The 7,766-nt window shown below is 66.1% G+C and carries 9 protein-coding genes and 1 pseudogene; 7 read left to right on the top strand and 3 right to left on the bottom strand.

Features of this window, described 5'->3' with window-relative positions; genetic code table 11:
* Positions 1-85: 85 nt before the first annotated feature.
* Positions 86-274 (bottom strand): annotated as a pseudogene (locus HMPREF3114_RS05965) (OsmC family peroxiredoxin); the annotation flags it as partial.
* Between the two features lie 129 nt (positions 275-403).
* On the opposite strand from HMPREF3114_RS05965, the gene HMPREF3114_RS05960 reads away from it, so the two are divergent.
* The 5 genes from HMPREF3114_RS05960 to HMPREF3114_RS05940 all read left to right on the top strand — a co-directional run bounded on the left by HMPREF3114_RS05960 (position 404) and on the right by HMPREF3114_RS05940 (position 4,127).
* On the top strand, positions 404-808 hold the full coding sequence (locus HMPREF3114_RS05960; protein WP_005416747.1) for a response regulator: 405 nt from the start codon (positions 404-406) through the stop codon (positions 806-808).
* Positions 809-817: 9 nt separating this feature from the next.
* The gene (locus HMPREF3114_RS05955) at positions 818-2,404 is read left to right on the top strand and encodes a sensor histidine kinase (protein ID WP_070489352.1); all 1,587 of its coding nucleotides are present in this window, start codon (positions 818-820) and stop codon (positions 2,402-2,404) included.
* 70 nt (positions 2,405-2,474) lie between these two features.
* Complete coding sequence (locus tag HMPREF3114_RS05950) at positions 2,475-2,816, top strand: type II toxin-antitoxin system prevent-host-death family antitoxin (RefSeq protein WP_005416745.1); 342 nt, start codon at positions 2,475-2,477, stop codon at positions 2,814-2,816.
* Between the two features lie 3 nt (positions 2,817-2,819).
* Complete coding sequence (locus HMPREF3114_RS05945; RefSeq protein ID WP_053500437.1) at positions 2,820-3,446, top strand: ATPase; 627 nt, start codon at positions 2,820-2,822, stop codon at positions 3,444-3,446.
* A gap of 63 nt (positions 3,447-3,509) precedes the next feature.
* On the top strand, positions 3,510-4,127 hold the full coding sequence (locus tag HMPREF3114_RS05940; protein ID WP_053500439.1) for a hypothetical protein: 618 nt from the start codon (positions 3,510-3,512) through the stop codon (positions 4,125-4,127).
* Between the two features lie 84 nt (positions 4,128-4,211).
* On the opposite strand, the gene proP is transcribed toward HMPREF3114_RS05940, so the two are convergent.
* The gene (gene proP, locus HMPREF3114_RS05935; protein ID WP_053500440.1) at positions 4,212-5,699 is read right to left on the bottom strand and encodes a glycine betaine/L-proline transporter ProP; all 1,488 of its coding nucleotides are present in this window, start codon (positions 5,697-5,699) and stop codon (positions 4,212-4,214) included.
* Between the two features lie 568 nt (positions 5,700-6,267).
* On the opposite strand from proP, the gene HMPREF3114_RS05930 reads away from it, so the two are divergent.
* The gene (locus tag HMPREF3114_RS05930; RefSeq protein ID WP_053500442.1) at positions 6,268-6,684 is read left to right on the top strand and encodes a host attachment family protein; all 417 of its coding nucleotides are present in this window, start codon (positions 6,268-6,270) and stop codon (positions 6,682-6,684) included.
* Positions 6,685-6,689: 5 nt separating this feature from the next.
* On the top strand, positions 6,690-7,013 hold the full coding sequence (locus HMPREF3114_RS05925) for a thioredoxin family protein (protein ID WP_053500444.1): 324 nt from the start codon (positions 6,690-6,692) through the stop codon (positions 7,011-7,013).
* A gap of 57 nt (positions 7,014-7,070) precedes the next feature.
* Here HMPREF3114_RS05925 and HMPREF3114_RS05920 read toward each other — a convergent pair whose 3' ends face one another.
* Complete coding sequence (locus HMPREF3114_RS05920; RefSeq protein WP_053500445.1) at positions 7,071-7,316, bottom strand: hypothetical protein; 246 nt, start codon at positions 7,314-7,316, stop codon at positions 7,071-7,073.
* Between the last annotated feature and the right edge of the window lie 450 nt (positions 7,317-7,766).

Raw genomic sequence — 7,766 nt, 5'->3', positions numbered from 1 at the left:
TACCCGATGGCCCCGCGCCGCTCCGGTAGCGCCGGGCCATGCCCGGCGAGCGTCGTCTGTAGATCCACGCCATGCGTGGATGGGGCTACGCTGCCCCCCCGCGCTCACTGGTGATGCGTGCACCCTCGCGCATCACCAGGGTCACCGGGGTCTTCTCCACCACCTCCAGCAACCGCTGCCACTGGGCATCACTCAGCTCGGCGCTGGCATGCAGCACGCGGTGCACGTGGAAACGGCCATCCTCGTCACGTTCCGAGCGAAGCTCGGCATGGAAGCTGCCATGCCGGAGTGAATGCGCCGCGGCTGCGATCTTCATCGATCATCACGCGCCCTTGTAGCCCGGTTCGCGCATCCTACGACCGTTGCGGCGGAGGTGGGCCGCGTGTATCGAGGAGCGCCGGTCGTGCTGGAAGCGGGCAACAAACCAGAAGGCCTGAAAGGGTTGAGAGTACTGGTGGCGGAAGATGAATTCGCCATCGCGATGTTCCTGGTGGACTACCTGGAGCTGAAGGGCGCGCAGGTGGTGGGGCCGGCCGGGGACCTGCAGGCACTCGGCCGGCTGCTGGATGACAACCCCATCGATGTGGCCCTGCTGGACATCAACCTGGGCGGTGAACAGGTGTACCCGCTGGCCGACCGGCTGGCCGAAGCGGGTACGCCGTTCATGCTGACCTCTGGCTACGATGACAACCTGCCCAGCCGCTTCGCGGATGCGCCCCGCTGCACCAAGCCCTATCACATCGAGGCCCTGGTCCAGCAGCTGGCGGGACTGGTGGCGACGCCGCAGGCCCCTGCGGGCATCGCCTGATTGCGCGGCATGTCGCGCCGCACCGAAGGCCTCCGGGCCGTTGAGCGCCCGGCAGGCATGCCGCCGTCGCTGCAGGCCCATGCGCGCCATGACGGCATGGCCGCCCGCATTGCCCGGCACGACTGGTCAGACACGCCATTGGGTGCGATCGAGCAATGGCCGCCGCACCTGCGCGCCACCGTCGACCTGATGCTTGCGCACGGCTTCCCGATGATTGTGCTGTGGGGCGAGCAGCTGGTGCAGCTCTACAACGATGGCTATGCCGAGATCCTGGCTGACAAGCATCCTGGCGGACTGGGCCAGCCGACGCGCGAGTGCTGGCCCGAGGTCTGGCACATCAATGGCCCGATCTACCAGCGTGTGTGGCAGGGCGAGACCATCACCTATGAGGACAAGCTCTATCCGCTGGCGCGGCGGGGGCGCTTGGAGGATGTCTGGTTCACCATCACCTACAGCCCCATACGCGGAGAGGACGGGTGCATCAACGGCGTGCTGGTGACCATGTTCGAAACGACCGCTGCGCACGTCGCGCAGGCGGCCCGCGAACGCGAGGAACAGAAGCGCCGTGAGAGCGACCGCCGGTTGGCGCTGGCCTTCAAGGTGCTGCCGGTGGGTGTCTGCATTGTCGACGCCGACGGCAACCTGCAGCTGTCCAACGACCAGATGCGGACCTATCTTCCCACCGGCAAGGTGCCCTCCACGGATCGCCCCAACCATTACCGGTGGCAGGGTACGCATCCCGATGGCTCGCGCATCGAACCCCACGATTTCGCCATCGCCCGCGCCCTGCGGGGGGAGACGATGGTCCCAGGCCTGGAGTTCCAGTTCATCCATGACGACGGGCGCGCGCGCTGGACACGCGTCGCCGCCGCACCGTTGCGTGATGCCGATGGCGGGGTGAGTGGCGTGTTCGCGATCGCCGTGGACATCGACGATCTCAAGCGTGCCACCGAGCGCCAGTCGGTGCTGCTGGCCGAACTGCAGCATCGGGTGCGCAACATCATGTCGACCATCCATGCCATTGCCTGGCGGACCCGCGTATCGGTCGGCAGCGTGGACGAGTATGCCGAGCGCCTGTGCGCGCGGCTGATGTCACTGGCGCGCACGCAGAGCCTGTTGACCCGCGGCGCCAATGTAGGGGTCTGCCTGCGCGGCATGCTCGAGGAGGAGATCGCGGCGCAGGCACCGGCGGCCGCCGCCTGTCACCTGCAGGGTGAGGATGTGCTGTTGCCACCGAAGGCGGCCGAAGTACTGTCGCTGGCCATCCATGAGCTGGCCGCCAATGCGCTCCGGCACGGCGCGCTGGCCCACGAGGACGGGCGGGTCGATGTCTGCTGGCACCTGCAGGTGCAGGACGGGCAGCCGTGGCTGGGCCTGCACTGGTGCGAGCGCCATGCCGAGGTGGAGGGGTGGGAGATGCCACGCCAGCGTGGCCTGGGCCGGGTCCTGATCGAGCAGCGGGTGCCCTATGAACTGGCCGGCAGCGGCGAGCTGCGCTTTACCCCGCAAGGCCTGGATGCCTGGATCCGCTTCCCGCTGCGCGATCGCGACAGCCTGCTGCAGACCGACGCCCCGGACACCGGGCTGGCTGGGTAAAAGGGCATTTATCTCCAATTTGGCCAAATTGGGTATAGTGGTTCCCATCCGCCCCGCCTGGAGCCGTGCCATGACCCTGCCGCTGGATCTGCCTGGCCTCGAGAAGGCCCCGGCCTCGTCGGTGAAGACCCGCGGCTGGCCGAGCCTGATGCGCACCGTGCGCGAAAAGCAGGCGCTGGTCATCACCAACCACAATCACCCGGAAGCGGTGATCGTGGACATCCGCACCTACCAGGAACTGCTGGCCAAGGCCGCTGGCGGCGATGCCGGTGAGCGCAACGAGGAACTGCAGCGCCTGCGCCGCGAGTTCGACCAGACCCTGGCCGGGCTGCAGCGCGGTGAAGGGCTGGGCAAGGTGCTGGGCCAGCCGATCCGGCGCGGCCGCAAGGTCACCCTCGGCCGCCCGCTCTGATCGATGGGACGCATCCTGGCGCTGGCCGGTGTCAATGGCGCCGGCAAGAGTTCGCTGCTGGGCACCTGGCTGGACGCCGAAGGGCTGAGCTGGTTCAACCCGGACGCGTTCACCCGTCGCCTGGTCGACGCCGGCTGGTCGCTGCCGGAGGCCAACGCCGAGGCATGGCAGGAAGGCACCCGCCGCCTGCGCCAGGCCATGGCCGATGGCACCGACTTCGCCTTCGAGACGACGCTCGGCGGCAACACCATTCCGCGCCTGCTGCGTGAGGCCTGCGAACGGCATCAGGTGGCGATCTGGTTCTGTGGGCTGGCCGATGTTGAGCTGCATATCGCCCGTGTTGCTGCGCGGGTGGCCGCCGGTGGCCATGACATTCCAGTCGAGAAGATCCGCGCGCGTTTCGATTCCGCGCGCGCGAACCTGCTGGAGCTGCTGCCGCACCTGGCCGAGTTGCACGTCTACGACAACAGCGCACCGGCCGACGGGCAGGGTTGCGTGGTGCCGCTGCCGGTATTGGCCATGGCTGCAGGCGAACTGCAGTACCCGATTGCCGTAGCCGACCTGCTGCACACGCCCGGCTGGGCCAAGCCCATCGTGATGCGTGCAATGGAATCGAACACCCCGCGCTAGATCCACGCCATGCGGGGATGCCTTGGCTGTGGTTAGACTGGCCGCACACCCAAGGAGGATGACATGCACGGACCTGCGATGTTCCGCTCCACTTCGACCTGGCTGGCGCTTGCTGCGCTGGCGCTGTCCAGCCTGACGGCGATGGCCGCGCCGGCCGCGTCCAAGCGGGAGGTGGCGCCGCCCAGCCTGGTACAGGCGTATCGGGCCGCCGAAGCCAATCTGCGGCTGATTCCCGGCGATGACATCGAATCCGAGTTCCGTCCGGTGTGGACCGCTGTTGCCGATCTCGATGGCGATGGCCGTGCCGAGGTCGTGTATTTCTACACGTCCACCTACACCGGCGGCAGCTTCGCGCAGAGCAATGTGGTGGCGGTGATGACGGCGCTGACAGCGAACGATCCGCGTGGCCAGGAGAACCCGAAGAGCCTGTCTCCGGTGGAGGCAGAGGACTATGCCGCCATCCGCAGGTATGGCTATGGCGATGATGCCGGCATCCAGATTCCGGGCGCGGTGCAGTCGATCCGAATCGAAGGCAACCGGATCATCGTTGCCTTCACCGTTACCGCAGGCGCAACGGTCTGCGAAATTCCCCGCGATTTCCGCCACGTCTGTCCGCCGGACGGAAACTACACCTGGACGCTGCGTTGGACGCCGGGGAAGCTGACCCGCATCAAGACGTAGCGCCATGCAGCGCCGGGCCTATCCACCCGGCGCCACCTGGCCCATCGATCCACGCCATGCGTGGATCGCATTCTGCACCCGGCCTCAGGCAGGCTTCACCTGCTCGGGCTCGGCAACATCCGGCAGCGGTGGCAGGGTCGGGTCCACCGTCACCGGCACATCGCTCTTCAACAGCGCGGCCGCTTCCTTGTCGCTGCCGACGGCCGGCGGTGAACCGCGCAGCGGCAGGCCGGCGGTTTCCTTCACGAACAGCATGGTCACCAGGCCGATCACCGCCGCGCCCATCAGGTAATAGGCCGGCACCAGCGGGTCGCCGGTACGCTCCACCAGCCACGCGGTCACCAGCGGCGTGGTGCCACCGAACAGCGACACCGACACATTGAAGGCGATCGACAGCGCGCTGTAGCGCACCGGGGTGTAGAACAGCGCCGGCAGCGTGGACGGCATCGAGCTGGTGAAGCACACCAGCGCCAGCCCCAGCAGCATCAGGCCCAGGAAGATCAGTCCGTCATTGCCGCTGCCCACCAGCAGCAGGCAGGGCACCGCCAACACCAGCAGCGCGATGCAGGCGCCAATGATCATCGGCCGGCGGCCCAGCCTGTCGCTGAACAATCCGCCGACGATGTTCAGCGGCATCATCACCAGCATCACGATGATGATCAGCAGCAGGCCCTTGCTCTCGGCATAGCCCATGGTGACGCTGAGGTAGCTGGGCATGTAGGTCAGCAGCATGTAGTCGGTGACGTTGAACACCAGTACCAGGCCCATGCACACCAGCAGCTGGCGACCGTGCACCTGGAACAGCGCGCCCAGCCCCGGGCGGTCATGCTCGCGCTTCTCGGCTTCTTCGGCGAAGGCGCGGAACGCCGGTGTTTCCTCCAGCTTCATGCGCATGTACAGGCCGAGCAGGCCCAGCGGGCCGGCCACCAGGAACGGAATGCGCCAGCCCCAGTCCAGCATCTGTTCGCTGCTCAACACCATGTGCAGCGCGGTCACGGTACCGGCGCCGGCGATATAGCCGCCCAGCGTGCCGAACTCCAGCCAGCTGCCCATCAGGCCGCGGTTGCGGTCGGTGGAGTATTCGGCGATGAAGGTCGCCGCGCCGCCATATTCACCGCCGGTGGAAAAGCCCTGCACCACGCGTGCGAGCAGCAACAGCACCGGTGCCCAGATACCGATGCGCTCATACGAGGGAATCAGGCCGATGGCAAACGTGCCCAGCGCCATCAGGATCATGGTGAACGCCAGCACTTTCTGGCGGCCGTAGCGATCACCCAGCGGGCCGAACACCAGACCGCCCAGCGGCCGTACCAGGAACGCTACGGTGAAGGTGGCGAACGCGGCGATCACCTGCGCGGTGGGGTTGCTGGACGGGAAAAACACCTGGCCGATGGTGACGGCCAGATAGCCGTAGACACCAAAGTCGAACCACTCCATGGCATTGCCAAGTGCGGCCGCGCCGACGGCGCGCTTGAGCATGGGCTTGTCGACGACGGTGATCTCATCGACCTTCAGGTGGCGGCGGCGTTTGAACCAGCCGAAATGGGCGTGTGCCTCGGGGGTGTCCTGCATGGGGCTCCCTTGTAAGTGGAAGAGGTGAATAGACGGTGGGCTAGGTCCCGGAAATCGGAAACGGCGATGCAGGCGCAGGTGGCGCAGGGGCATCGGTGAGTGGCGTGGGGGCCGGGGAATGTGTGCAGGCACGACCCCACGCGCACGGCAACGCACCGCCGCAACGGCGGAAACGCAGCAACAGGATCACTGCGGTCGCGCAGTCAGCGGCCGGAGGTCACAGCAGCGTAGGGAGGGCAGGCCAGAGCGCCTGCGGGCGTCATCCGCCAGGATCCAGCGCGAGGCGGTGGAAGGGCAGGGCGGGAGCCATCGTGGCAAGCGAAGCGCCGGTCGGCAGTGCTTCCCACGTAACAGGTGCGCCCGTCACGTAGTGGGTCGTGTCGATCATCCGTTCATCATAACGGCATCGGCGTGAGCATGCAGAGAAGCGGGCTGATCTGCACGCTGTGTTCCATCACGCCTGTTCATCCGCGCAGCGTGCAATGACATGCGTTGAACGAACTCTGGCCGCAGCGCTCACGCAACGCTGTCTACGGTAGCGCTGAACGCAATCGAGAAGGAGCACCGCATGACCCGTCGCATTCCCGAAGGCACGCTGATCATCGTCGCCGATGGTGGTTCGGCCCGCGTGTTCACCAACGTCGGCAACGAACATCAACTGGCGTTGAAGCAGGAAGGCGAACTGCGCCTGCAGGACATCAGCGAGCAGGGTGTATCCGGGCAGGGGCCGGCCGGCGCGGTGCCGAAGGATATGTCCATCTCGCAGCTCAATGAAGCGACGTTCGCCAAGCAGGTAGCCGAGCAGCTCAACGAGGATGCCTTGCACAATCGCTACGCACATCTGGTACTGGTGGCCGATCCGACCACGTTGGGCCGCATCCGCCCGCTGCTGCACAAGGAAGTCCAGGCGCGCCTGCTGGGCGATATCGCCAAGGACCTGACCAACGCACCGTTGGCGGATATCCAGAAGGCGTTGGCGGCGTAACCGGCATGCCGTTCATGCGTGACTACCCGGCGGCGGAGCCTGCGGGCGCCGACGTGGAAGCTCAGACCGGCTGGCAACTGCTCGAGTTCGGTGCACCTTGGTGTGGCCATTGCCAGGCCGCGCAGCCAGCACTCCAGGCATTTGTGGACGCCCACGATCTGGTGCACTGGAAGATCGAGGATGGCAAGGGAAAGCCACTGGGGCGTGCATTCAAGGTAAAACTGTGGCCCACCGTGGTGCTGCTGCATGACGGCCAGGAAGTGGCGCGGGTGGTGAGGCCAGTCGACAACGCCGACCTCGCCACGTTGCAGGGCGCATTGCCAGGTTGAGAGCAGCAATCATTGCGTGTGGTCCGCACGGCCGAGCGGGCTCGGCTGCATCGCGGGCTAGTGATAGGTCACCCTTTCCGCTTCCGCGCGCAACTTCTGCAGCAACGACCGACCATGCTGGCTCAGCATGACCATCGCGTTGGCGATCTCTTTGGCGTTGTACCCCATGGGCGCGGGTGGCTTCGGCTCGGGGCCGTACTGCTCGCCGATGAGGATGGCCATGCCTTCGGCACTGTTGAGGGCATGTTCGATACGCTGGAACAGCGATTCCATGGCCGGGCTGAGCGGACGCGTGTGTTTCATGCGGAAACTCCTTGGGTGCGAGGGCCACCGCAAGGGTGGCGGGCGATGCGAGGTTGGAACCCGGAGAAACTGAAGAAGAACTCCGATGACCAGACGGCCACACGCAGCGCCCGCCGTAGTCACGACAGGCAGATCTTCAGTTTCGTCCGGGGGTTCCAATCCCGGCAGCGGGATGTCCGCTGCGGCGCCATCCTGTACACATCACATCGTGGAACGCTCATTGATGCTTTCTGCCAAACCGGCAGAATCGAAAGGTCACGTCACTCACCGCTGCAGATCCCGGCAAACAAGTCTCGGACGCGACAATCCCTGTCGCGCCCTTCACGCCGTGGCCGCGAACCCCAGTCCGGCAGCCACACCTCCCGCCTTGATATCAACCCGCAATCGAATCGACCGCGGGCTGAAGGCGACCTATTACCAGCTGCAACTGACACCCACCTGTGCACTGGT

The organism is Stenotrophomonas sp. HMSC10F07 (assembly GCF_001807895.1).
In the GTDB taxonomy this organism is placed as follows: Bacteria; Pseudomonadota; Gammaproteobacteria; order Xanthomonadales; family Xanthomonadaceae; genus Stenotrophomonas; species Stenotrophomonas sepilia.
The sequence above is the reverse complement of the archived record's forward strand: the minus strand, read 5'-3'. Positions and strand labels throughout refer to the sequence as shown.